Source organism: Streptomyces fulvoviolaceus, from assembly GCF_000718165.1.
GTDB lineage: Bacteria > Actinomycetota > Actinomycetes > Streptomycetales > Streptomycetaceae > Streptomyces > Streptomyces fulvoviolaceus.
Map to the genome: position 1 here is coordinate 178,797 of NZ_JOEY01000010.1, position 23,583 is coordinate 202,379.

At 70.2% G+C, this 23,583-nt stretch carries 23 protein-coding genes and 1 tRNA gene; 8 read left to right on the top strand and 16 right to left on the bottom strand.

Going from position 1 to position 23,583, the window contains the following annotated elements; all coding sequences use genetic code 11:
- Positions 1-18 precede the first annotated feature (18 nt).
- Positions 19-162 (bottom strand): hypothetical protein, encoded by a 144-nt coding sequence (locus tag IG08_RS60080; RefSeq protein WP_158812226.1) that lies wholly within the window; start codon positions 160-162, stop codon positions 19-21.
- A 90-nt stretch (positions 163-252) separates the two neighbouring features.
- Positions 253-1,485 (bottom strand): DUF3558 family protein, encoded by a 1,233-nt coding sequence (locus tag IG08_RS62805; RefSeq protein ID WP_338060154.1) that lies wholly within the window; start codon positions 1,483-1,485, stop codon positions 253-255.
- 103 nt (positions 1,486-1,588) lie between these two features.
- Between IG08_RS62805 and IG08_RS0112995 the strand changes: the two genes are divergently transcribed.
- The 4 genes from IG08_RS0112995 to IG08_RS0113010 all read left to right on the top strand — a co-directional run bounded on the left by IG08_RS0112995 (position 1,589) and on the right by IG08_RS0113010 (position 5,866).
- On the top strand, positions 1,589-2,041 hold the full coding sequence (locus IG08_RS0112995; protein ID WP_030600303.1) for a hypothetical protein: 453 nt from the start codon (positions 1,589-1,591) through the stop codon (positions 2,039-2,041).
- A gap of 34 nt (positions 2,042-2,075) precedes the next feature.
- Positions 2,076-2,630 carry a hypothetical protein gene (locus tag IG08_RS0113000; protein ID WP_030600304.1) on the top strand — a complete coding sequence of 185 codons (555 nt, stop codon included), beginning with the start codon at positions 2,076-2,078 and terminating at the stop codon, positions 2,628-2,630.
- Between the two features lie 1,128 nt (positions 2,631-3,758).
- A complete protein-coding gene (locus IG08_RS0113005; protein ID WP_030600305.1) occupies positions 3,759-4,823 on the top strand; it encodes a right-handed parallel beta-helix repeat-containing protein in 1,065 nt (354 codons plus the stop codon).
- Positions 4,820-5,866 (top strand): methyltransferase, encoded by a 1,047-nt coding sequence (locus IG08_RS0113010; protein WP_030600307.1) that lies wholly within the window; start codon positions 4,820-4,822, stop codon positions 5,864-5,866. Before IG08_RS0113005 ends, IG08_RS0113010 begins: the two co-directional genes overlap by 4 nt.
- Positions 5,867-5,953: 87 nt before the next feature.
- Here the strand turns inward: IG08_RS0113010 and IG08_RS0113015 are convergent, their stop codons facing one another.
- The 12 genes from IG08_RS0113015 to IG08_RS54130 all read right to left on the bottom strand — a co-directional run bounded on the left by IG08_RS0113015 (position 5,954) and on the right by IG08_RS54130 (position 18,030).
- A complete protein-coding gene (locus IG08_RS0113015) occupies positions 5,954-6,286 on the bottom strand; it encodes a TcmI family type II polyketide cyclase (protein ID WP_030600309.1) in 333 nt (110 codons plus the stop codon).
- Positions 6,287-6,306: 20 nt separating this feature from the next.
- On the bottom strand, positions 6,307-6,786 hold the full coding sequence (locus IG08_RS0113020; protein WP_030600311.1) for an SRPBCC family protein: 480 nt from the start codon (positions 6,784-6,786) through the stop codon (positions 6,307-6,309).
- Position 6,787: 1 nt separating this feature from the next.
- A complete protein-coding gene (locus IG08_RS0113025) occupies positions 6,788-7,045 on the bottom strand; it encodes an acyl carrier protein (RefSeq protein ID WP_030600313.1) in 258 nt (85 codons plus the stop codon).
- Between the two features lie 61 nt (positions 7,046-7,106).
- Positions 7,107-8,357: a ketosynthase chain-length factor gene (locus IG08_RS0113030; protein WP_030600316.1), complete on the bottom strand. Its 1,251-nt coding sequence runs from the start codon at positions 8,355-8,357 to the stop codon at positions 7,107-7,109.
- On the bottom strand, positions 8,354-9,622 hold the full coding sequence (locus tag IG08_RS0113035; RefSeq protein ID WP_030600318.1) for a beta-ketoacyl-[acyl-carrier-protein] synthase family protein: 1,269 nt from the start codon (positions 9,620-9,622) through the stop codon (positions 8,354-8,356). The genes IG08_RS0113030 and IG08_RS0113035 overlap by 4 nt, the downstream gene beginning before the upstream one ends.
- Positions 9,619-10,080 carry a cupin domain-containing protein gene (locus tag IG08_RS0113040; protein WP_030600320.1) on the bottom strand — a complete coding sequence of 154 codons (462 nt, stop codon included), beginning with the start codon at positions 10,078-10,080 and terminating at the stop codon, positions 9,619-9,621. Before IG08_RS0113040 ends, IG08_RS0113035 begins: the two co-directional genes overlap by 4 nt.
- 66 nt (positions 10,081-10,146) lie before the next feature.
- Positions 10,147-11,301 (bottom strand): SchA/CurD-like domain-containing protein, encoded by a 1,155-nt coding sequence (locus tag IG08_RS0113045; protein ID WP_030600322.1) that lies wholly within the window; start codon positions 11,299-11,301, stop codon positions 10,147-10,149.
- Positions 11,302-11,453: 152 nt separating this feature from the next.
- Positions 11,454-12,161, bottom strand: a complete 708-nt coding sequence (locus IG08_RS0113050; protein ID WP_030600323.1) for a class F sortase — start codon at positions 12,159-12,161, stop codon at positions 11,454-11,456.
- 137 nt (positions 12,162-12,298) lie between these two features.
- A complete protein-coding gene (locus IG08_RS0113055; RefSeq protein ID WP_030600325.1) occupies positions 12,299-12,814 on the bottom strand; it encodes a hypothetical protein in 516 nt (171 codons plus the stop codon).
- A gap of 397 nt (positions 12,815-13,211) precedes the next feature.
- Positions 13,212-14,873, bottom strand: a complete 1,662-nt coding sequence (locus IG08_RS0113060; RefSeq protein ID WP_030600327.1) for an FAD-dependent oxidoreductase — start codon at positions 14,871-14,873, stop codon at positions 13,212-13,214.
- 851 nt (positions 14,874-15,724) lie between these two features.
- Positions 15,725-16,522, bottom strand: coding sequence for a hypothetical protein (locus IG08_RS0113070; protein ID WP_030600329.1), 798 nt, complete (start codon positions 16,520-16,522; stop codon positions 15,725-15,727).
- A 389-nt stretch (positions 16,523-16,911) separates the two neighbouring features.
- Positions 16,912-18,030 carry a CPBP family intramembrane glutamic endopeptidase gene (locus IG08_RS54130; RefSeq protein ID WP_030600330.1) on the bottom strand — a complete coding sequence of 373 codons (1,119 nt, stop codon included), beginning with the start codon at positions 18,028-18,030 and terminating at the stop codon, positions 16,912-16,914.
- 137 nt (positions 18,031-18,167) lie between these two features.
- Between IG08_RS54130 and IG08_RS54135 the strand changes: the two genes are divergently transcribed.
- Both IG08_RS54135 and IG08_RS0113085 read left to right on the top strand, forming a co-directional pair.
- Positions 18,168-20,540 carry a sensor histidine kinase gene (locus IG08_RS54135; protein ID WP_158812227.1) on the top strand — a complete coding sequence of 791 codons (2,373 nt, stop codon included), beginning with the start codon at positions 18,168-18,170 and terminating at the stop codon, positions 20,538-20,540.
- The gene (locus IG08_RS0113085) at positions 20,540-21,190 is read left to right on the top strand and encodes a response regulator (protein ID WP_030600335.1); all 651 of its coding nucleotides are present in this window, start codon (positions 20,540-20,542) and stop codon (positions 21,188-21,190) included. Before IG08_RS54135 ends, IG08_RS0113085 begins: the two co-directional genes overlap by 1 nt.
- 64 nt (positions 21,191-21,254) lie before the next feature.
- Here IG08_RS0113085 and IG08_RS0113090 read toward each other — a convergent pair.
- Positions 21,255-21,328, bottom strand: a tRNA-Gly gene (locus IG08_RS0113090).
- 514 nt (positions 21,329-21,842) lie between these two features.
- On the opposite strand from IG08_RS0113090, the gene dcd reads away from it, so the two are divergent.
- A complete protein-coding gene (gene dcd, locus IG08_RS0113100; RefSeq protein ID WP_030600337.1) occupies positions 21,843-22,418 on the top strand; it encodes a dCTP deaminase in 576 nt (191 codons plus the stop codon).
- A complete protein-coding gene (locus IG08_RS0113105; protein ID WP_030600338.1) occupies positions 22,415-22,930 on the top strand; it encodes a phosphoribosyltransferase in 516 nt (171 codons plus the stop codon). The genes dcd and IG08_RS0113105 overlap by 4 nt, the downstream gene beginning before the upstream one ends.
- 42 nt (positions 22,931-22,972) lie before the next feature.
- Here the strand turns inward: IG08_RS0113105 and IG08_RS0113110 are convergent, their stop codons facing one another.
- On the bottom strand, positions 22,973-23,482 hold the full coding sequence (locus tag IG08_RS0113110) for a hypothetical protein (RefSeq protein WP_158812228.1): 510 nt from the start codon (positions 23,480-23,482) through the stop codon (positions 22,973-22,975).
- Positions 23,483-23,583: the final 101 nt, after the last annotated feature.

A 23,583-nucleotide genomic window follows, 5' to 3' on the forward strand; every position in this document is an offset into this window, starting at 1 on the left:
CGGCGCCGGAACGTACACCTACAAGACGGCGACCGGCAGCACCGCCTGCACCAGCGTCTCCGTCGGCGGCGCCCCGGCGGCCAACATCATGAAGTCCTTCTCCGTCGCGCCCGTCGGCAACCCGGCCGGCAGCTGGGCCAAATGCACTTCCCAGAACGGCACTTGTCCGACCGTCGAGGGACAGCCCGTGGTGTACGGCGCCTACGGCGCGGTCAGCACCATCACCGGGAGCGTCGGTACCGCAACAAGACGTCATCGAATATGGGTCAGGGCAGCGGCCGCGACCGACGCCCCTGCGGGGCACGTGCCCTCCTGCGAGACCCCGGCGTCAGGAATGGTCGTGGTGCCGATCAAGCGATTGACGTCGTGTACTGCGACGAAGATGAAGCAGATCCCCTGAAATTCGGCCTGGATGGCCTTGTGCTGCCCCACCGGCACCTGCGTGACGCGCCCGTTCTTGGTCATGGTCTTCGCGTAGGACAGTGGCAGATCCAGTGCGAGGCTGACGTTCTGGCCTGCCAACTTCCAGTGGCACATCGGTTCGTGCTTGCCGGACTCCTGTTTCCCCCGGCCGCTGATTCCGAGGGCGGCGAGGTCGTGTCCATCGAGGGCGTCGCACGGCCGCGACGCCAGCTGCGTCTGGGTGTACTTGCTGGTCTGTGCTCCGGCGGAGGCGGAGGCGGAGGCGGAGGGGGAGGGGGAGGACGAGGCGGAGGCGGAGGATGTCGGATGGGGGGACGATGGCCGCGGCGCGCCCTGCCCGCTCGAACACCCGGCGCTGAGCAGGCTCACCGCAAGTACGAGCACAAGTCCGACTGTTCGGCGGGAGTACCCGCCCCGCGGGCGCTGATCAAGATCGAATCGCGGCATATCGGCACGGTAGTGGCGCCGTGCCGGGACCCGTCCCGAACGCCCGCCCTTGCTGACCGGAGTTGCGGAGGGACGGGGCTCGCTCGTCACTGCGTGGGCAGGGTCCGCCCGAGGCGGGCCGGCTTCGAGCACTGCCCGCTCCGGGTCGCCCGACACACCAGGCGCCACTCGGGAGAGGCCGCGGTCCCCGGCGATCGTGATGGCTACGTGGCCGGTCTGATGCCGGTGCGACCAACTGGTCATGGTGGACACGACGGCATCCGATCGGCGGACTCGCGCCGGTCCGGCGCCACACACGATCGAGGGCTCACCGCGGTGGGCGGTCCTCGGGCATCGGTTGTGTTCCTGCTCGGATTCGGCCGGACAGAGGGCGAGGCCATGGCGCGGTAACCGGGGCCACTGGAGCGGATCGGGAACCGGTGGGTGATCGGGGACCCGACGCGCAGGGAGGGCCTGTCGATCGTGCTCACGCGGTCCGGGAGTTGAAGGTGTCGCCGCACGAGGGCGACCCAGCCTCTGATCACCATCAGGGCATGCGGCTCGCGGGACCGGTCCCGGATGCCCGTCCCTAGCATCGGACATCAGCTGCAGGCAGTACCCACGACCGGCCTTCATCGGAGTCGAGTGCCTCGCGTGCAACCAACGATTCGGGTCCGGTACGCGCAAGCCCGGTCTTCATTACAGATGCGGTGTGTGCTGGAGATACCTGTGAAGGGGGATGACCATGGGGCAAGTACGCGAGGGGGCACGGTTGGCGGCTTGGACCGTCAGCGGGGTCATCGGCCTGGCGGTGTTGTACGTGATCGGGGTGTTCGCCTTCGGTGGCGCGGGGTGGATCACCGCCCCGTTCCGCGGTGAGGCGGACAAGCGCGAGAACACCGTCGGCTCGGGCGAGTTCCGTCAGACCACGTACGAGGAGTTCTTCGATCTGTGCGAGGCCGTGCAGAACGCCGAAGGGACGATCCAGGCGCTCCAGGAGGAGCGGGAGGTCGCTTCGGAAACTCGCACGACGCAGATCGACCAGTCGATCACCGCGCTGAAGGCCACGCGGATCGAGTCGGTCAACGACTACAACTCGAAGGCCGCCCAGGAGCACCGCGCGCCCTTCCGCGACAAGGATCTGCCGTACCGGCTGGATGTCACCGCCGAGCACACGACGTGCACCAACTGATCCCCGTCTCATCCCGGGAAGAGGGCGGCACCGCATGAAGAAGTTCGCACGCATGGCCCTGGCCACCGTTGTCGCGCTCGTTGTGGGCCTTGCCCTGACGTCCTGCACCGACTCCAGCCAGGACAAGGAGAACAAGGCCAAGCAGGACAACTACGACCACCTCGTGGCCCAGCAGCCGGCGGGCCGCATGGAGTACTCGCCGACCCGCGAAGCGATCAACCAGTGGATCAAGACGTGGGGGAAGCGGGGCAAACTCTCGTACGTCTACATCCAGAACGCCAACGGCGAGTACGGGTACTTCATCATGAAGGGCCTGCCGGTGCCGCGCTGCAAGATGCTCACTCCGACGGAGAAGGTGGAGTCCTCCTCCAACGGCGTCGCAGTCCTCGCGCAGCCCGGCATGGACGGCACGTACTCGTCGGGTTCCACCTGCAACGCCTACTACGGTTTCGACGCCACGACGGGCGTGTACATGGAGTTCACGGTTGGCACGAACCAGTCGTTCTTCCTGTTCGACAAGCCCATGACGATGCCGGAGTACGCCAGTGCCAAGCAATTGGGGCCGACCTCGGTGAAGGACGTCGGGTAGCAACCTTGAGCAGTCGAGGGCCGGTTGGAAGAGTTCCGGCCCCCGTGTCCCGTCAAGCGGCGTCGATGGCGCCGGTGATCTTGCGGGTCGTCTCCGCCAGGAGGGGGCCGGCCCGCCCTGGCCGGCCTGGGCCGCCGCTTCGACGGCGACCAGGACGGCGCCGCGGAGGCTGTCGGCCTCGCAGCGTCCTGTTCCTTCAGCAGGCTCATCGCCGCAGTCAGGGCCGACAGCACTCGATCGGCGAGTTCCGCCACGGATCGGCCGCCCAGGTCCTCGATCCTGAGCTTCTCGGTGATTACGTGCCCGATCGAGCCCTGGGTGGCCGCCTTGTGGGGCGAACCGGTGGGCATCGGCGGCGGCCGGCCGTGACGCGGTGCCGTAGGCGGCGGGTCGCAAGCGCCACGTGATCGCGGACACGACTGGTCTGCTCCTGGTCGTCGGCGGGAATGTGGCGGTGACGAACGAGACGACAGCGGTGGACTGGCTGCGGGAGGCAGCCCGCCATGTGCTGCGCCCGACCGGACCGGCGCCGCGCCTCACCCGGCGCGGCCGGCAGTTCGACCTGGTCGTGGCTGCGGCCTTCGCCGTCTCCACCGTGTACTACGCCATCGATGTCGCTGACAATCAGATACGCGAGGTCCTCCCCGGTGTGGGCAGGGCGGGCGGTCCACCCGTCGGGAACGGATGCGCGGGTCGCCCTGAGCGTCCTCGCGCTCGTCACTTCGGGTGCCCTGGTACCGCGCCGCCGCTACCTGCTACCCGCTACCCGCTACCCGCTCGCCGTGCGCAGTGACCTGCCTGGCGCTGCTGACCCCTCACGACGTTGCGCGGCTTACCTTCCATCCCCTCGTCGCGAGACTCCCGCCCGGCGGGCCGCGGCCGGCAGAAGCAGCACCGGAGGCTCGGTACCGTGGCGGGAAAACCGAGGTTCTGGGACGGAGCCGCTGAACAGCGGTGTGCGGCAGTCGTCTTCCATGGAGGATTCGGGATGGCCGGTGCCGCCTGGAGGCCACCCGGGCAGCCGGGCGCTTCTCCGGGTATCGGGCCACGTCGAGGTCACACGCATGACACGCCGCCGGATGGTCCATCCGGCCTGCCCGCGGGCCTTCGGGTCATACCGTGTGGAATATGACGAAATGCCATATCGCCTACCTGGCGTGTACCGCAGCGCTCATCGGGGCGGGGCTCGGGGCCGCCCCGCCGGTTGTTGCCGACCAGATGACCCACGTGGTCTTTCCGGGGGAGTCGATCCAGAAAGTGGTGGACGCCGCCGAACCGGGAGACACCGTTCTCCTGACCCCCGGCACGTACCGCGAGAGCGTCAAGGTGAGCACACCCGGGCTCACCCTGCGCGGCATGGGCCGCGGCACTGTCATCCAACCGGCGACGAAGAAGGCCGCCAACAGCTGTGCCGAGGGCGGCAACGGCATCTGCGTGGTCGGGACGAAGGACAAGAACGTCAAGGGCGTCACCGTCGCCTCCCTGACCGTGACCGGCTTCGCCAGGACCGGAGTGTTCGCCATGGCGACCGACGGGCTGACCGTGCGGAACGTGACCGCGGTGAAGAACGGGGTGTGGGGGATCGCCCAGGAGCGGTCGGTCCGCGGTGTGTTCCGGAAGAACACCGCCCGGGACAACGGCGACGCCGGCCTGTTCCTCGCCAACGCGATCAAGGCCGAGGAAGGTGCCGCGGACACCGAGGGGACGGTGGTCGCACGCAACCGCCTGGAAGGCAACCGGATCGGCATCACCGTCCGCCGCCTGCGCAACCTCACCGTCGCGGACAACCACATCACCGGCAACTGCGCGGGCGTGTTCGTCGTGGGCGACGAGAACAAGCCGAAGGCCGGCGCCCTGACCGTGCGCGACAACCGCATCGCGCGGAACAACAAGTCCTGCCCGAAGAGCTCACGGTTGGACGCACTGCAGGGCTCCGGCATCGTGCTGACCGGTGCCGAGGACACCCTGGTGACGGGGAACCGGGTCACGGACAACGCCGGCAACTCCTCGATGTCGGGTGGCATCGTCCTGTTCAAGAGCTTCGTGGGCACCACCAGCGAGCGGAACCGGATCACCGACAACGTGCTGCAGGGCAACACCCCGGCGGACCTCGTCAACACGGACACCGGTGAGGGCAACACCTTCGAAGGCAACTCCTGCCGGGCGTCCCAGCCTGCGGGGCTGTGCTCATGACGACCGCACAGACCGCACACACCGCACACACCGCCCCACCGCCGTCCATGCGGCTCAGGGAGCTCGTGTTCGGGGCGGCATGTGCGGCTGCCCTCCGCGCGGCCGCCCGGCTGGGGGTCGCCGATGCCCTCGGTGACAGCCCACTGGCCGTGGAGGACCTCGCGGCGGCGGTGAAGGCCGAGCCGAAGCCGCTGCGACGGCTGTTGCGGGCCCTGTCCTGCTACGGCATCTTCGCCGAGCAGCAGGACGGGACGTTCACGCACACCGAGATGTCCCGGCTGCTGCGCGAGGACGATCCGAACAGCCTGCGCGACATCGCGTTGTGGTGCACCGAGCCGTGGACCTGGGACGTGTGGCCGAAGCTGGACGAGGCGGTGCGCTCCGGCCGCAATGTCGTAGAGGATCTGTACGGCAAGGAGTTCTTCCCCTACCTCAACGAGGACGCCCCGGAATCGGCCGACGTCTTCAACCGCGCCATGACGACCTCCAGTGTGCAGTCCGCGCGAGACGTCGCGCAGTTCCTCGATCTGTCGGGGAGCACGTCGGTCGCCGACATCGGGGGTGGTCAGGGGCATGTGGTGGCGAGCCTGTTGGAGAAGTACCCGTCGCTCCAGGGCACCCTGCTCGACCTGCCGCGCGTGGTGGACAACGCCGACCCACGGCTGCGCGCGGGAGGCGCGCTCGCGGACCGGATGCGCATCGTGCCCGGTGACTGCCGTGCGGCCATCCCGGTCCAGGCTGATGTGTACATCATCAAGAACATCCTGGAGTGGGACGACGACAGCACCACCCGGACACTGCGCAACGTCATCGAGGCGGGCGGCCGGGGAGCGCGGGTCGTGGTCATCGAGAACCTCGTCGACGACACGCCCTCGATGCGATTCAGCACCGCCATGGACCTGTTGCTGCTCCTCAACGTCGGAGGGGCCAAGCACACCACCCAGAGCATGGTCGGCAGGCTGACGGACGCGGGCCTGGTCATCGACGACGTTCGCCCGGTCAACCCCTACCTGCACGCGTTCGACTGCACCGTCCCCGGGTGACCGCGTCCCCCGGAAAGTTCCCGTAGACCGCCGGTCGCCGGGCACGCGACGCTCGCGTGTCCGGCGACCGGCGGTCGAACGTGCGGTTCAGGAGGTGGCGTCCCGCTCCCAGAGGTAGAAGCGGTGCGCCATCGCGTCCTTCGGCGAACGCCAGGTCGCCGGGTCGTACGCGGAGACGTACGCCGACAACCGTTCACTGATGTCCCGGAACTCGGGGTGCCCCGCCGCTTTTGCGATGGCGGGTCCGGGGTCCCGCTCGGACTCGATGAGGTGCAGGTACACGTCGTCGAACTGGAAGAGGCTGCGCCGGGCGACGCCCACGAGGTGCGGCAGTTCTCCCCGGTCCGACTCGTCGAACACCTTGGCGATGTCCAGGGCCGACCCCGGGGCCATGCGGGCGACGATCAGGGATTGGTGCATCGTCCTGTCCTCCGTCCGGATCAGTCGGACAGCGTCGGCACGGGCCGGCGTTCCCTGGCGGCCTGCTCGATACGGTCCCGGATCAGGGCCATCTGGACCTTGGAATTATGGTTGATGTTGTTCGTCATCCAGGCGTCGTCGACCGGTGCGTCCGGCTTCATCGCGAAGTCCTGCGTCCACACCATCCGGGTGCCCTCGCGCACCTTCTCGTACCGCCACACGATGTTCATGTGGGCGAAGGGGCCGGTCTCGACGCGACGAGCCCGCACGTTGAGCGTGTCGCGGTGCGTCTCCCGTTCCGAGACCCAACTCCACACCTTGCCGTTGTCGTCGGGGTGCATGGTGAGCCGGAATGTGGTCTTGTTCCCCTCCTGGGAGAGGATCTCGGCGGAGGCGTACTCGCTGAACAGCTCCGGCCAGTTCGCGACGTCGTTGGTCATGTCCCAGACCAGGTCGACCGGCGCGGCGATGGTGATCTCGTTCTGCGTGTGTCCGGCCATGTCACGCTCCTGCCAGAAGTGCGCTGTTGACGAGTTCGAGGAACTGCCGGGGGGTCTTGCTCTTCTCCGCGTCCGTAGGCATCGGCGTGCCGTACCGGTTCTCCAGCTCGCCCACGATGCCGAGCAGACCGAGCGAGTCGATGCCGAGGGCGTCGAAGCCGGAGTCGTACTGCTGCTGCAGTTCCTCCGGGGCGACGGTGACTCCGGCGGCCTTCTTCATGAGCTCGGCCAGCTCTTCCACGGTGATTCGGTCACTCATGCGGTTCCTCTCCTTGCTTGGTGATGTGTGGTGCTTCGTGAGGTGTGCTCGCAATGCCTCGCTACGAGGCGTCGGTGGCGCCGAGCCGTAGCACCAGCGCCGAGTTCGACCCCATGAGTCCTCGGCTGAGGACCAGCGCCGTGTGCAGCTCGGCGGCACGGGCGCGGGTGGTGACGAGGTCGAGGTCGTGGCAGACGTCGAAGACGTTGGGAGTGGGTGGGATCAGACCGTGCTCCATCGCGAGCACCGCCGCGGCGACGTCCAGAACGGGCGCCGCGCTGTAGCCCCGGCCGACGGCGGTCTTCGGCGCCGTGACGGGGACGCGTCTGCCGTGCGTGCCCAGGGCGTCCGCGATCGCCAGCGCTTCGGCACGGTCCGCCTCCGGTACGCCGAGGGCGTCGGCGAAGACCACGTCGATCTCCTCGGGGGCGCAGGCGGCCTCGTGCAGGGCGCCCCGGACGGCCTCGGCCAAGCCCTCCCGGGACTGCGTCCAGCGGGAGGCGCCGGTGAACGTCGCCGCGTGTCCCGCCAGGGTGGCCCGCACGGGCGCGCCCCGTTCCCGGGCCGAGGTCTCGGCCTCCACGACGAGCATGGCGCCGCCTTCCGCGGGCACGAATCCGCAGGCCGAGGCGGTGAACGGGCGGTAGGCGCGCTCCGGGTCCTCGACGGTGCTCAGTTCCTCGTAGCCGAGCTGGCAGACCATCGAGTAGGGGGCCAGCGGCGCCTCGGTCGCGCCGGCCACCATCACGTCGGTGCCGCGCCGCACGGCCCGCGCCGCATGCGCCAGGGCGTCCAGGCCGCCGGCCTCGTCGGAGGCGATCACCCCGCAGGGGCCCTTGAAGCCGTAGCGGATGGAGATCTGGCCGGTGCTCGCGGCGTAGAACCAGGCGATGGACTGGTACGGCCCGACGAAGCGGCTGCCCTTGTCCCACAGTTGCTGCAGCTCCCGCTGCCCGAACTCGCCGCCGCCGGAACCGGCCGCGGTGACCACGCCCACGGAGAACGGCGCGGCGTCGGTGTCGGGCCGGCCGAGGCGGGCGTCGTCGAGTGCCTGGTCGGCCGCGGCCATCGCGAAGTGCGTGAACCGGTCGGTCTGGACGAGGTAGCGCTCCTCGACCGCCGACTGCGGGTCGAAGTCCCGGACCTCTCCGGCCACCCGCAGCGGCAGGTGCGCGCATCCGGCGCGGGTGACCCGGTCCAGGACGCTGATGCCCTCCCGGGTGGACTTCCAGAAGGTGTCGGTGCTCGTTCCGTTGGGCGCGACCACGCCGATTCCGGTGACGGCCGCGCGCCGAGGATGCGGTTCGCTCATCGTGTCTTCTCCCTCGGCAGGTTCAGGATCACCGCGGACTGGAAGCCGCCGAACCCGCTGCCCACGGAGAGCACACTGTTCAGTCTTCGCTCCCGGGCGACGCGTGGGACGTAGTCCAGGTCGCACTCGGGGTCCGGGGTCTCGTAGTTCGCGGTGGGCGGGACGACCTGGTGGGTCAGGGCCAGCGCACAGGCGACGAGCTCGATCGCGCCGATCGCGCCGAGGGAGTGGCCCACCATGGATTTGATGGAGCTCATGGGCGTGTCATAGGCGTGCGCGCCCAGGGCCTGTTTGACCGCGGCCGTTTCGTGCCGGTCGTTCTGCTGGGTGCCCGATCCATGCGCGTTGACGTAGTCGATCGCTGTGCCGTCGAGCCGGGCCTGGTCGAGGGCGTCCTCGATGGCCCGGGCCATTTCCAGGCCCTCGCTGGTCAGACCGGTCATGTGGTAGGCGTTGCCGAAGGTGGCGTAGCCGCTGATCTCGCAGTACACGTGCGCGCCGCGGGCCAGAGCGTGTTCCAGCTCCTCCAGGACGAGTACCGCACCGCCCTCGCCCATGACGAACCCGTTGCGGTCCGCGTCGAAGGGGCGTGAGGCGTGGGCGGGGTCGTCGTTGTTCGGGGACGTGGCCTTGATCGCGTCGAAGCAGGCCATGGTGATCGGTGAGATCGGGGAGTCCGAGGCGCCGGTTATGCACACGTCGGCCCGGCCCTCCTCGATCGTGTGGAAGGCGTACCCGACCGCGTCGAGCCCCGAGGTGCAGCCGGTGGAGACGGTCTGCACCGGCCCGCGTGCCTCGAACCGCTCCGCCACCGTCGAGGCGAGTGTGCTGGGCGAGAACGCCCGGTGCAGGTGTGGGCCGGCCTCTCGGTGGTCCACGTCCCAGCGCTTGCCGCGATCGCTGACCAGCACGTAGTCGTGCTCCAGCCGGGTGGTTCCGCCGACCGCGGTGCCCAGGGAGACCCCGACTCGCCACGGGTTCTCCACGGCGAGGTCCAGGCCGGAGTCCCGTATCGCCTCCTCCCCGGCGACCAGGGCGAACTGGATGTACCGGTCGCACCGTGCGATCTGCTCCGCGTCCAGCCCGTGGACCGCCGGGTCGAAGTCGCACTCGGCGGCGATCCGTGAACGCAGCCCGGCCGGGTCGAAGAACGTGATGCCCCGCGTCGCCGTGCGCCCGTTGGACAGGAGATCCCAGAACGCCGGTACGCCGATGCCGTCCGGGGCGACGATGCCTATGCCGGTGACTGCCACGCGCCTCGTCATGAACGGACCTGAGATTGCTCGGCCGTCCGTCCCGCGCCCGCGTGGGTCGCCTCCACCGCGATCGGGACGCCGTCGGCGTCCTCGGTGTCGACGTGGCCGAGCGGCGGGCTCGGGGCGAGCGGGCCGAGGTGGAAGACCATGCGGGCCTCCACCTTGCCGACGTTGCGGAAGCGGTGCCGCATGTGGGCGGGGATCATGAGCCCCTGCTCGGGCTGCAGCGCGTGGGGCTCGCCGTCCAGGTCCACCTCCAGCTGCCCGCAGACGACGTAGATGAACTCCTCGGAGTACGGGTGGTAGTGCTCGGCGATGCGGTCGCCGGGCTGGATGATGGCCACGCCCATGAAGCCGCTGGTCGAGCCGACGGTGGTGGGGGTGAGCAGAGCACGCAGGTCGCCACCGCGCCGAGTGTTGGGCTCGACCTCGCTGACATCCACGATTCCGGGATGGTGGTTGTTCACGACGTTCCTCCGAACATGTGCAGCATCGACATGAGGGCGTGGCCGTCAGGGCCCGGTGCCGGCGAATCAGGCGTCGGGCGCGCGGCGGTCGGTGACGAGTTCCATGCGGGAGACCGTGAGGAGGCGCGCGGGGACGCCGTCCCTCAGTGCCGACCCGTCCGCCCCGAGGGCTCCGCCGTCGAGGAGTGCCGTCAGCTCGGCCGCCTGACCGCGATCCGTGAGACCGAGCACGGGGCCGGGGTCGGTGTCGAGGCCGCCGCGCACATCGACCAGCCGCACCACGACGTCGTCGCGCTGGAAGATCGTGCTGCGCAGCACCGGTCCGTGCGGATCGTCCGCCGCCGCCTCGTCCTGCCGGGCGAGCAACTCGGCCAGCCGCATACCGCAACCCTCACGGGCCGGGTAGTACAACGCGTGCCGCACAGCGTCCGGACTCTCCTCGCCTGCCGTCACATGGTGTACGGCGGGCAGCGCCGCGCGGGTGAAGAAGACCCGGGCGGACTCGGGATCACCGAGGTCCCGGTCCTGCTCCAGATAGGGGTTGATGGCCTCCTCGACGGCCCGTACCTCGGGCTGCCGGGCGACGTGGCGCAGCGCGGCGAGCAGGTCGCCCCGTACCTCGATGGCTCGGACCACCCGGTTGCCGTGCATGAACAGGGAGGTGCGGCACAGCCGGGTGGTGTCGTCGACCCGCGGCTCCGGTGAGGTGTACCCGGAGAGGATCTTGGCGACGGTCTCCTCGCTGCCCGGCTTGACCGTGAAGGTGAGTGCGTGCCGGATCACGCCGTCACCGATCCTGGGCGATGCCTGGAGCCGGCGCTTCCCCTGCGCGGCGTCCACCGCCGGGCCGCCGGTCTCGCGGACGATGTGGAAGCGCAGCGACCTGGTGTCCCGGACACAACTGTGCAGTGGCTCCACCATCCGCACGTGTTCCTCGCTGTTCACCCAGGTGAGGAAGGGCGGGGCGCTCTCCCACTCACTCGTGATGAGCCATTGGGAGGGGTTCTCGATGGACTGGCACAGCTGGTCGCTGACATGCCCGGGGACGGACGCGACCTGGTTGCACAGCTGCTCGTACGCCTCCAGGAACTGCTGCTGGGCCCCGTCGTAGACGTCCACCAGCAGGACGACACGGAGCCTGGAGCCGTCGAAAACGGACTGGGAGACACGCTGCGACGCCTCTTGCAGCGGTTCCGAAACACGTTCAGACGTGGTGGTCATCCTGCGTACATCTCCTTCGTGGGGGCAGAGGCGGACGAACGCCGGCCACGTTGCTGTGACGTCGGCGTGCCTCGATCCTGAGCCCGCCCCCGGAAGCCCGCGACTCGGATGCACTGCGCGGGTGACCGGCCGGCCGCGAAGGCGGGGCCGGCTCAGACGAGGTGGGCGAAGACCACCAGGTTGTCCGTGTAGTCCCTGACCGTACGGTCGTAGTCACCCGCACAGGTGATGAGCCGGACCTGGGCCTGGGCCGTGTCGCCGTACACACGCCGGCTGGGGAAGTGCTCCTTGTCGAACGTCTCCACGCTGTCGACCACGAAGGACGCTCTGCGCCCGTCAGCCCGTTTGACATGGAAGACGTCCCCTTTCTCCAGTTCTCCGAGGTCCGCGAACACGGCCGCCGACGTCGCCGTGTCGACATGCCCGGCGATGACCGACGTGCCCGCCTCCCCGGGGGACGCTCCCTTGGAGTGCCAGCCGACGAGGTTGATGTCGTCGGCGGGAGGTGGTTCGAGCTGTCCCGTGCGACCGATGGCGAGCTCCGTGAAGGGGGCGTCGACCGAGATCTTCGGAATGAGCAGGCGCACGGGCCTCGACCGCGGCAGACGCTTCCCCGCACGCTGCCCGGCCGGCTGCCCGGCCGGAGGAGCTGCCGCGGAGGTGTGAGCGGCCCGCGGCGGGCGGGGGGTGTCGGACGACGCGGTGTCGGACGAGGTGTCGGTGCCGCCGAACAGGCCCACGGCCAGCACCAGGGCCGCCACGGCGCCCATCACCATCACCTTGGTGCGGGATCCCTGCCCGGTCGGGGCGGGTTCGTTGCCGCCGGGGTTGTCTGCGGGGGAAGAAGGACGGACTGTCATCGGACACCACCTCAGCGGGGCACGGCAGTAAATCGGACGGGGGACGGGGGACGGGGGACGGGGCAGAGGGAAGCCGGCCGGGCCGCCACGCGGCGCGCACGCGTGGCGGCCACAGTGGCTATCGCATCCGGCATGGGTCAGACCAGGCTTCCGGCGGTCTTCTTGCGGCGCGCCGCGTACAGACCGGTTCCGGCGACCGCCAGGACGGCCAGCCCGCCCGCGGTCACGGCCGGCGAGGCCAACGCGCCGCCCCCGGTGTGGATTCCGCCGCTGGGCTTCTCGTGGTCGCCGCTCCAGGAGTCCCCGTCCTGCTTCCCGCTCCAGGAGTCCCCGTCCTGCTTCCCGCTACCGGAGTCCTTGCCCTGCTCCTTGTCCTTGTAGGTCTCCGGGTCGTGCTTGGGGTCCTTCGCGGTGCCCCAGTCGTCCTCGTTCACCGCGGTCAGCGCACCACCGCCGGTGTGCATGCCACCGCGCGGCGAGTCCTGGCTGCTGTCCTTGCCGTACTCCTTGCCGTGCTCCTTGTCGTGGTCCTTGCTGTAGGAGGAGTCCGTGTGGTCCTGCCAGTCGTCCCCGGCCGCGTAGGCGCCGGGTGCGCCGAGAACGAGGACGGTCGAAGCCGCCGCGGTGGCCAGGAGAATGCGAGCAGAGTGCATCTGACGTTCCTTCCGTCGTGGGCCGGGCAGCTGGCGCTTCGTCAGCCGATGTGACCCGCCCCCGACGTGATCCACCGTCAGCCAGTCGTCCTCTCGCCACCACTCAAGACGATCACTCGGGTGAACCCGCCCGGATTCCAGGGCTCCGGCACCGGCCCGTTGAACAGGCTCGTCCGGCGGGCGAGTTCGCCCCGTTCGCGGTTGCGTTGCGCTCCTGCACAAGCGGAAGGGAGCCGGCTCACCCACTGCCGACTCCCTTGGGAGGTTTGCCCCATCAGGCCGCCCGCCCCACGCCGAGGCACCGCGGCCCTGCGTCACCCGGTCACGTTGCGACCACTGCCGTCCGCAGGGCGGTGCCCGCAATGATGCTCGGTGCGGCCGACACCGTCTCCGGAGGTCAGACCGCTGCCAGCAACGTGGTCAGGACATGGCGCAGTGCCGACTCGGCATCCGGGGCCGGTCCTGACGATCGCCAGGCCACGAACCCGTCGGGCCGGACGAGTACGGCACCACCGGGCGTCGTGCCGTGGGCGGCCGACCAGTCCGTGTCGCCCTCGGGTGTCAGCTCGGCATCGGATCCGTTGCCCACCCGGTACGAAGCCAGCGGGATGGACATCACTTCGCCGAGGCGGATGGCGGCCTCGTGCCAGCCACTCGGGTCATCGGCGTCGCTGAGCAGGACGAATGACCGTTCGTAGAGGTCCAGAGTGGAGATCCGTTCACCTCGGTGCCGTACCGACAAGTGGGGCGCCCTGCTGCCGGGTTCACCGGACAGGTCGAGGCGTTCCGGGACGACCGGCGTCGCGGGGTCGGTGCCGGCGACGGCGCCCTGCGGATAGCGGTAGCCGAGAGCCACGTTGAGGATGCCGCGCTGCGGGCCACCGCCACCGCCCGCGCCGGGCGGCGGGGCGAAGCCGGGATGGCTGTGCTCGACCGACCGGGCGGCGGCACGGGCGCTGGTCGCCTCCGCAACCGGGCGGCGCTCGGCGTCGTACGTGTCCAGCAGCCCCTCCCCGGCCCAGCCGCCGAGCACCGCGGCCAGCTTCCACGCGAGGTTGTGCGCGTCCTGGATGCCGGTGTTGGAGCCGAAGGCCCCGGTGGGGGACATCTCGTGGGCCGAGTCGCCGGCCAGGAAGACGCGTCCTGCCCGGTAGCTCGTGGCGACCCGTTGAGCGGCGTGCCAGGGAGCCCTGCCGGTGACCTGTACGTCAAGGTCGGCGACTCCGACCGCGCGGCGGATGTGTTCGACGCACCGCTCGTCGGTGAACTCCTCCAGGGTTTCGCCGTGTTCGGGGTGCCAGGGAGCGTGGAAGACCCAGTTCTCACGGTTGTCCACGGGCAGCAGCGCGCCGTCGGCGTCCGGGTCGGTCAGATAGCAGACGATGAACCGGCGGTCGCCCACGACATCGGCGAGGCGGCGGGAGCGGAAGGTGATGCTGACGTTGCTGAACAGGTCGCCGGGACCGCTCTGGCCGATGCCGAGCTGCTCGCGGACAGGGCTGCGGGGGCCGTCGGCGGCGACGAGGTAGTCCGCGCGGATGGTGGTGTGCTCGCCCGTCTCCCGGCTCTTGACCACCGCGGTGACGCCGGAGGGGTCGCTGTCGAACGACAGCAGTTCAGTGCCGTACCGCAGGTCGCCGCCGAGCTGCTCGGCATGCTGGAGCAGCACCGGCTCCAGGTCGTTCTGGCTGCACAGGCACCATGAGCTGGGGCTGAAGCGGGCCAGGCCGCCGCCCGCGTCGATCTCCTTGAAGAGCCACTCGCCCGCGTCGCCGACCAGGGCGGGTGCCTGCAGGATCCCGTGGTTGTCGGCCAGCGTGGCGGCGGCCTGCCGGATCCCCGGCTCGACGCCGGCCGCCCGGAACAGCTCCATCGTGCGGACGTTGTTGCCGCGGCCGCGGGGGTGGATGGATGTGCCGGCGTGGCGCTCCACCAGCGTGTGCCGTACCCCCAACCGGCCCAGGAACAGCGAGGTCGACAGGCCGACGAGGGATCCGCCGACGATGAGGACCGGGACCTGGTGAGTCGTGTGGTCGGCTTGGTCGGCTCTTTGGTTCATCGCTCGCCTCCAGCGCATCGTGTCTGCCGACTCGGCCGGATCCGGCCGGGAGCCTCATGCATGCCCCGCAGTGCGGACGCGGGCTCAAGCTTCACCCGCTTCACTCGCCCGGTTCGCCGAGTCGGCGGGCACGCCCACGATCCATCTCCCGCCGACATCCGAACTGATCACGCTCGGACCGCGGGGCGGAGCCATCTGGCCCTGTACTCGGCCGAGATGGCTGAGCTGCGGTGTCTGCGGGCAGGTCAGCCATACGTAGTCGCCAGCCGAAATATGCCATTTGGCCCATGGCCGTACGCCGTCCAAAGCTGGAGTCCGCGACACGGTCGCCGACGCGGTCCGCCGCGAGACGGACTCCGGCCCGCATCCCGAACCGTCGAGTGATCATCGCCATTGCCGACACATCCGGCGACGTCGACCTCGCCGACGCGGTGAGCGTGCGCCGGCCGTCGGCCATGACGCCGACACGGTCCTGACCCTGGACCGCCGCGACTTCCGCGGCGGTACGAACACCATTCACTCTTGTCGAGAATCGAACTCGCACTCGCAGCTTGGGAAGCGACGGCGCTTGGGCGGTTACATAGCTGGTGACCTGCAGGGATTCATCGTGTCGTTGTCGTCGTGCGGGTCCGGTCGCGCCGCTGTCGACCGTGGTTGTCCGCTCCTACGGCACGCGGGGGGCACGGCGTCGAAGTGCGGCGGGGCGAGCGAGTGAGCGAGCGGGCTCTGGCTCGGCCGGTCCGCATGCCCGACTCGGGGAGCGCTTCGCCAGTGCACAGATGCGGATGGTCAGAGCGACCGTCACCTTGCCGCCGTCCGCGCAGAGGTCAGCCGATCCCGAACGGGGGTGCTCAGTGGTCGTCGGTGATGGTGGTGGCGATGCCGTTGCTGATCACGACCTCGGCGGAGAAGCCCTTCTTGGCGGCCGTCTCCAGTTGGGCCTCGGTGCACTCGACGCCGCCCTCGCCGCCCGGCCCGGTGTTCACGGCATCGCAGATGTCGTCGTAGCCCATGATCTTGGTGTCATCGGCAACGAGGAACTGCTGCTCGGTGCCCTTCGTGTCGGAGACGGTGTACTTGCCCGGCGCCAGGTAGGAGACGTTGCCGAACCAGGTTCCGTTGACACCCTTGCCCTTGTTGACGCCCTCGACGACGGTCTCGCCGGAGTCGGAGCCACTGCCGGATTCGGACCCGGAGCCCTGCTGGGCGGCACGTCGCTCGGTCACCAGGGTCGCGGTGCCGTTCTTCATTTCCACGTCGGCGTTCACGGCACCCTTCTTGAGGGCCGACTCCAACTGATCCAGCGTGCACGGCGCGTCCACCTTGGAGCCGGCCTCGCCGCATATCGTGCCGACGCCGTAGACCTCGGTGTCGTCGGCGACCCAGAACTGCTGGTCCTCCTTGCCCTGGACGGACACGATGTACTTGCCCGGGGCGAGATAGGTGACCTTGCCGTTCTTGAACGAACCGCTGACGCCCTTGGAGTTCTTGGAGCCCGACGCCTTCTTCGCGGCCGCCACCGGGCTTGCCGTGCCCGCCGGGCTCTTGCCGGACGAGCTGTCGTCGGTGCCGTTCTGGCACGCCGTCATCAGCAGTCCTGCGGTGAGCGCGGCGGTGGCGACGATGGCCTGGCGCAGGTGGCGGTTCATCACGGGGGGGTCCTTCCGAGGGGCGGGGGTGGCAGGGAGCCGACGGCGTTTCCACCGTTTCCCGCTCTGTGATCACTATGAGGTCTCCCAGGTCCCACAGGTCACGCCTGTCCTCGCTTCAGAACAGCGCGGTCACATAGCCGTGACACAGCAACACGTCGGCTGTGGAGGCCGGTTGGCCGACGCCACCTTGCGTCACACGGGCGCGTGCACGTCTTCACGCGACTGGTCGGCCCATGACCGGATCACCGATCACGCCCGCCGCCTGATCTGTACCGCTCGGACTCTCGGCCACTTCTCCGCGAGTTTCCACCGCTGCTTCGTCACCCTCGGCGCCCTTCGTACTGCCCACGCCAAGGGCACGGCTGCGAAGAACGGGCTCTGCGCCGTCAGCACAGGGTCCGGTCGGCGACACCGGGCGGAGGAGCGGAGGGAGCTGCCCCCAGGGGCAGATCTGGCGCGTCCGTGCGTTCGGTGCACGGAACCGGAACCGGAACCGGAAGCGGAACCGGAACTGGGACGCAGGGGAGAGGGACGTGAGCGGCGGGAACCTGGGGATACGTGGCGGAGAAGGGCAGCGGCGGCGGGGCCGGTGTCGGCGCGGGGACGGCACGGGTCGGCGTGCGGCGACGCGCCAGCCAGAGGACGGCCGCCGTGTACAGGGCGATGCCGGCCAGGTCGACGGCCACGAGCTGCCAGGGAAGGTCCGCGGCGGTGTCGTCGCTCTTGAGGCCGTCGACGGCGGCGGCCGAGATGCCGAAGGCCAGGAGGTTGTTCACGGCGTGCAGTCCGATCGCCGCTTCCAGCCCGCCGGTGCGTACGGTGAGCCAGCCCGCGACCACCGCGAACACGGCCAGGTCGGCGAAGCCCCAAGGGGTGCCCCAGCCGTGGGCGGCGGCGAACAGGACGGCCTGGGGCACGAGCGCCCACCAGGGAGAGCGAAGGAGGCCGCCGACCGCCTGCGTGAGCCAGCCCCGGAAGACGTACTCCTCGGCGGCCGCCTGGAGCGGCACCAGGACGACCAGCATGGCGAGGGCCGGGCCGAAGACCTCCCAGCCCGCCCACCGCGACGACTCGGCGTCGTCCATGGGCAGCAGGAACATGGCCCCGGTGGTCACGGCGAGGACCGGAAGGGCCGCCAGCACGCACAGCCCCAGCCAGCGCCACCGCAGTCCGCCCGTCACGGACGAGACCGTGCCCGCCGGGCGGCGGCCGATCCAGCGCACCGCGAGCAGGACGACGGGCAGGGCGGAGGCGATCGCCAGCAGGTCGAGGGCGGTGCCCGAGACGGGGCCGAACTCGACGGTTCCGTCAGGGGCTTCGGGGTACCCCCTGGCCGCTCCCAGGGCGGAGCCGATGCCGTAGAGCAGTGCGGCCACGAGCACGCACGCCACGGCCACGAACCCGGTGCCCAGCACGGGCCGCCACCATCGATGGCGTGCTGAGGCGCGTGCCATGCGGTGGTAGGCGAGGAGCGCGGGTGCTGAGGCGGCGAGCGGAATCGTCATGGCCACAAGCCTCTCCGCGGGCCCGTGTCCCCACATCGGCCGCGGGCACGAACGGCGCCTCTGTCGGAGGGTGGAGAGCGGCCTCGTACCTGGGACCGGTGCCGCGCCGTAGCACCCCGCCCTACGCTCGTGCCGAGATGGAGACGACGATACGCAATTGGCTGCTCCCCGCGCTGCTCGCGGCCGGACAGATCGCCTGGCTGTGGCCCGGAGCCGGCCTGGCCGGCGAGGAGGTGCCCGGGGCGGCGGCACTGGTCGCGGTCCTGGGCGCGGTGGTCGCGGAGACGGCCGCGCTGGGCCGACGACGGCAAGCACCGATCCGGGCCCTGGCCTGGTCCCTCGGGGCCCTCGTCCTGGGCCAACTGGCCTGGCAGGACGGCTACTTCGGGGCGGGTGCGCCGATCGCGCTGTATTCGGTCGCGGTCCGCTGCCCCGTGCCTGTGACCCTGCGCGCGCTCGCCGCGGCCGTGGGTGTCGAGTGGCTCCTGTCCCTCATCCACCTCGGGGTCCGGCCCGCGCTCGCCTCGGAGTGGGCGCTCGGCGCACTCCTGTACGCCGTCTGCGCGGGGCTCGGTGAGGGCCGACGGCAGTGGCTCAAGGGGCGGTCGCTCGCGGCCCGCCGGCTGGCCGGTGCGGAGGGGACCCGTCGGCGGGCGGGAGACACCGAACGGCGGCGGCTGGCCCGCGAACTGCACGACGTGAGCGCCCATCACCTGACGTCCGTCGTCATCACGGCCGACGCCGCACGCAGACTCGGCGACAGCAGGCCCGAGTTGACGGCCGAGGCGCTGTCGTTCGCCGAGCGCACCGGCACCGAGACCCTGACGGCGCTGCGACGGCTCGTCGGTCTGCTGCGCGACGTCGAGCGTCCGGATCCCCGCCCGATGACCGCGCGCATCGAGGAACTCATCGCCGGATTCGGCCGGTTGGGGCGTCCGATCGATGCCGTACTCCCCGACGACCTGGCCGGTCCGGCGGCCGAGTCGGTCCACGGGATCGTCCGCGAGGCCCTGACGAACGCCTTGCGATACGCCCCGGGCTCCGCCGCGCACGTCAGCGTCCTTCGTGGGGAGGGCGTCCTGGAACTGAGCGTCGACAACGCTCCCCCGCGCGGCTCGGCACCCGGCGCAGTCGACGGCCTTGGCTCGGGACGCGGCGTCGCGGGGATGAAGGAGCGGGCCGCGGCCGTGGGCGGCGAACTGACCGCCGGCCCCGCACCTGGCGGTGGCTGGCGGGTCCGGGCCACGCTGCCCGACGTCACGGGGCCGTGGGGCCCGCCCGAGGGCGGCGCGGGCCGGCGCGACGTGCTGCGGGAGCAGCGGCTGGCCGACCCCGCGCTGGTGTTCACGGCGACGCTCCTTCCCCTGGTGTTCGCCCTGGTCACCGTGGAGGACTGGACCGGCGCGAGCCTGCGCGCCGCGGTGCCCGGCCTGCTCGTCGTGGCCGTGCTGCTGGCCGCGCACGCGGTGCCGCTGCTGTGGCGGCGGCGCGCTCCCTGGCCGGCGTTCCTCGGCGTGCTGGCCACGTCGTGGCTGTGGCCTGCGGCGGTTGTGGGGGTCGGCCTGCCGTCACGGGTGTCCGAGTTCCTCGCCGGCGGAGCGCTCGCGGAACTGCCGGCGGTGTACGCGGTGGCGGTCTACGGCCGGGGAGCCGCCCGTACCTGGCCCGCGTGGTGCGCGGCGGCGGTCTCGCTCTCCGGGACCCTGGTCGCGACGGCGGGCGCGGACGGCGAGTTGCAGGGCGAGGGCTCGATGTGGCCCACCGCCGTGGTGATGTTCGTGCCGTTGGCCGTGGTGCTCGCCGTCGTGTTCGCCGGCCTGTGGGGTGCCGGGCTCGCCGTACGGCGCCGACGGCTGCGGATCCTGGCCCGGGACGACTTCGCGCTGGCCGGCGCACTGTGGCACGCGGAACGGGCCGCGGACGCCGAACGGCGCCGACTGGCAGCGAAGTTGAGCGACGCCGTCCTGCACCCCACGGCGGCACTGGTCGAACAGGCCCGGCGGGGACGGCTGGAGGAGGTGGCCGCCGGTGCCCGGTCGGCCCTCGCCGCCATGCGCGAACTCCTGCACAGCCTGGGAGAGTCGGGGGATCCCGGGCTCGCGCCGGCGCCCACCGCCCTGGACCTCGACGCGCTGTGCCGGACCGTGCGCGCGGCCGGGCGGGACGTGAGGTTGCGGGGCCTGCCGGAGGCCGCGCGAGACCTGCCGCCCTCCGTGACCCTGTCGGCGTACCGGATCGTAGAGGCAGCGCTCGCCGCAGGCGACCAAGGTCCGGCACGGGTCACGCTACGCCGACGCCGCGACACCCTGCGCGTCACGGTGACGGGCGTACCGCAGGCGGTGACCGGCCCCGTGGCCGAACGCCTGAAGGTGCAGGTGGGGACAAGGACGACAGGGATCGGCCGTATCACTCTCGAACAGACCGGTACCGTACGGGTGTTGCTGTCGACCCGGCCGAGTCCGCCGGAGCCGGAGTCCATCCAGGAGGTGTTCCCGTCACCACACGCGTGATGGTCGTCGACGACCAGGCGGTGGTCCGCGCCGGATTCGCTGCCATCGTGGATGCCGAACCCGATCTGACGGTGGTCGCCGAGGCCGGTGACGGGGCGTCGGCGGTGTCGCTCGCCGCCACCGAGGCGCCCGACCTCGTCCTGATGGACATCCGCATGCCCGGCATGGACGGTCTCACCGCGACCCGTCTCATCACCGCGCAGGAGCGCCCGCCGCGCGTCCTCGTCCTGACCACCTTCGACCTCGACGCCTACGTGTACGAGGCGTTGCGCGCCGGAGCCTCGGGGTTCCTGCTCAAGGACGCCCTGCCTGAGGACCTGCTGTCCGCGATCCGCGTGGTCGCCACCGGAGAGGGCATCCTGGCCCCGACCGTGACCCGTCGGCTCATCGACACCTTCGCCCAGGGCGCCCCGCAGCCGCCGTCCGTGACGGGTGCGCTGTCCTCCCTCACGCCGCGCGAGCGGGAGGTCCTGCTGCACATCGCGTCGGGCCTGACGAACGCCGAGATCGCCTCCGCGCTCGGAGTGACCACGGGCACCGTGAAGACCCATGTGAACGCCCTGCTGTCCAAGCTGGGCCTGCGGGACCGGGTACAGGCCACGATCCTCGCCTACGAGAGCGGGCTGGTCAGGCCACGCGGAACGGTCTGAGCGCGGGAGCCACGGCCGACCGGACAACAAACAAACCCCAGGCCACTGACCTGGGGTTTCTCTCTGGAGCGGGTGACGAGAATCGAACTCGCACTCTCAGCTTGGGAAGCTGATGTTCTACCACTAAACTACACCCGCGTAAGACGCCGGTCGGGACCGGTGTCGGAACGCACCGTCACTTTACCTCATGCCAGGCCCCCGGCGCTGAAGCCGTGGGGCCCGAGTGCGTTTCGGGGGCGGGACGGGGCTGCGGGGGGCGGGAGTTGGGGCGTACGGTGGAGGGGTGGAAGAGGGTCTGGGCGGGGTCGGAGTGCCGCCTGGAGAGTCGTCTCTTTGATCCCGTAATGTGGCATTTCTCGTCAGGCGAGTAGCAGCCAGACGCGGCTCTTGGGGAAGGGACTCTTGGACTTGATGGAGCGCACCGTCGTCCGATGTGCCGATGGGCACGTGTTCAGCACCGCTTCGTTCCCGATGCAGCAGGCCGAGCGGCTCGGCCCCGGACGGCTCGTCCGGTGTCCGCGCTGTGCCCGGCTTCGCAGTGTCGTGCCGGTGACCTTGGAGAAGCAGTAAGGGAAGTAGCAGAAGGATCAGAGCCAGGCGCGCGGGCCCGTCCGATGGTGGTCGGTCCGCGCGCCTTGCGTATCCTCGGGGCGTGCTTCTCTCAGACAAGGACATCCGGGCCGAGATCGACGCCGGGCGGGTACGGATCGATCCCTACGACGAATCCATGGTGCAGCCGTCCAGCGTCGACGTGCGCCTCGATCGCTTCTTCCGGGTGTTCGAGAACCACCGGTACCCGCACATCGACCCCTCCGTCGAGCAGGCGGACCTGACGCGGCTGGTGGAGCCGGAGGGGGACGAGCCCTTCATCCTCCACCCCGGGGAGTTCGTGCTCGCCTCCACCTACGAGGTCATCACGCTGCCTGATGATCTTGCCTCGCGCCTCGAGGGCAAGAGCTCCCTCGGGCGGCTCGGGCTCGTCACCCACTCCACCGCCGGGTTCATCGACCCCGGCTTCTCCGGGCACGTGACCCTCGAGCTGTCCAACCTCGCCACCCTGCCCATCAAGCTCTGGCCGGGCATGAAGATCGGGCAGCTGTGCCTGTTCCGGCTCTCCTCGCCGGCCGAGTTCCCGTACGGCAGCGAGCGGTACGGATCCAGGTACCAGGGACAGCGCGGGCCCACCGCCTCCCGGTCCTTCCTCAACTTCCACCGGACCCAGGTATGAGCGGCGCGGACGTGCGGGAGAACCTGACCTACGAGGCGTTCGGCACCGCCGTGCGCGAGCTCGCGCAGACCATCGCCGACGACGGGTACGAACCCGACATCGTGCTCAGCATCGCCCGCGGGGGTGTGTTCGTCGCCGGCGGCCTCGCCTACGCCCTCGACTGCAAGAACATCCATCTCGTGAACGTCGAGTTCTACACCGGCGTCGGCACCACCCTCGACATGCCCGTCATGCTCGCGCCCGTCCCCAACGCCATCGACTTCTCCTCCAAGAAGGTCCTCATCACCGACGACGTCGCCGACACCGGCAAGACGCTCAAGCTGGTGCGTGACTTCTGCCTCGACACCGTCGCCGAGGTGCGCAGCGCCGTCATCTACGAGAAGACGCAGTCGCTCGTGAAGTGCGAGTACGTGTGGAAGCGGACGGATGACTGGATCAACTTCCCGTGGAGCGTGTTGCCTCCAGTGCACAAGTCGGGTGAGGCGCCCAAGGAGAACAAGGAAGCGGTCTGACCCGCGGGTGCTGCGGGCCACCGCGGTATCGGCGCGCCGCAGCTATCCCGCTCGTTCAAAGGTCAGTTCACTGCGAGTGGGCTCGGCTCGCCACATGGCTGCCAGCTGGGGGTAGGACTCGATGAACCGGCGCACCTCCACGAGTGCGTCGGCCCTGGGAGCACCGATCTCGTCGAAGTCGTACCCGGTGTCCTGATGGCCGAGGCCATCGAGATCGGCCCATGCCGGGTCCTCGGGGAAGATGAGCTCCAGCTCCACCTTCCAGTACTCGGGCTGCCACTCCGGATCATCACGTCCGCCGGTCCCGGTGACCGCGAGCAGCCGCCCGAAGGACAGCGAGGGCTGGTCGTCGTTCCAGTCCCAACGGCCCCATTCGGCGATGAAGCCGTCACCGTCGTCCTCGGTCCGCTCGATCCCGTCGACCTCGACCTGACAGAACTCGCCGAAGGCATCCCAGGCGGCACCGACGTCGCGTACGGCATCGGGCTCGATCCCGCGCTCTCTCAAGGCCTGCGCGAACACCTCGGCGCCGGATCTCCACGGGATGGGCATGCGGGATGCTACCGCGGTGCTGCTGGCTGCTGGCTGCTCCTCGCTGCTCCGGGCTCGCCCCTGGGGCCATGACGCGGGGTGCACGCTTTCCACGGTCTCGA